Genomic DNA, 509 nt, shown 5'->3' with positions numbered 1-509 from the left:
AGCGGGGCGCCCGCGCCGCCGCGCCCTTCCTCGTCCTCACCCCGGCCGCCGTCTGGGTCGGCGCCTCCGCCGACGCGTACTTCGCCGCCGTCGGCGCCTGGGCCCTCGCCCTGCTGACCCTGTCCGCGACCCGAACCGTCCGCGCCCCGCACGCGGCGGCCCTGGCGGCGGGACTGCTCCTCGGCTGGACCGTCTACCTGTCCTACGGGCTGACGCTGATGGTCGTCCCGGTCGCGGCGATCCTGCTGCTGACCCGTACCGCACGGCCGCTGCCCCTCCTGGCGCTGGGATTCCTCGCCGTCGCGGTCACCTTCACGCTGGCGGGCTTCCGCTGGTGGGAGGCGTACGACCTGCTCGTGGAGCGCTACTACCAGGGCGTGGGAGGCGAACGCCCGTACGCCTACTGGGTGTGGGGCAATCCGGCCAATGTGGTGATCGCCGCCGGTCTCGCCTCCGCCGCCGGGATCCGCCGGGCCCTGGCCGCCACCCCGGACCCGCTGCGGCGGCTG

Annotated in this window: 1 pseudogene; it reads left to right on the top strand. The window is 75.8% G+C overall.

From position 1 onward, the window contains the following. Positions 1–509 (top strand): annotated as a pseudogene (locus GT042_RS28650) (hypothetical protein); the annotation flags it as partial.

The sequence above is a fragment of the Streptomyces sp. SID3212 genome (assembly GCF_009865405.1).
GTDB lineage: Bacteria > Actinomycetota > Actinomycetes > Streptomycetales > Streptomycetaceae > Streptomyces.
This window is presented reverse-complemented; position numbering and strand designations above follow the sequence as displayed.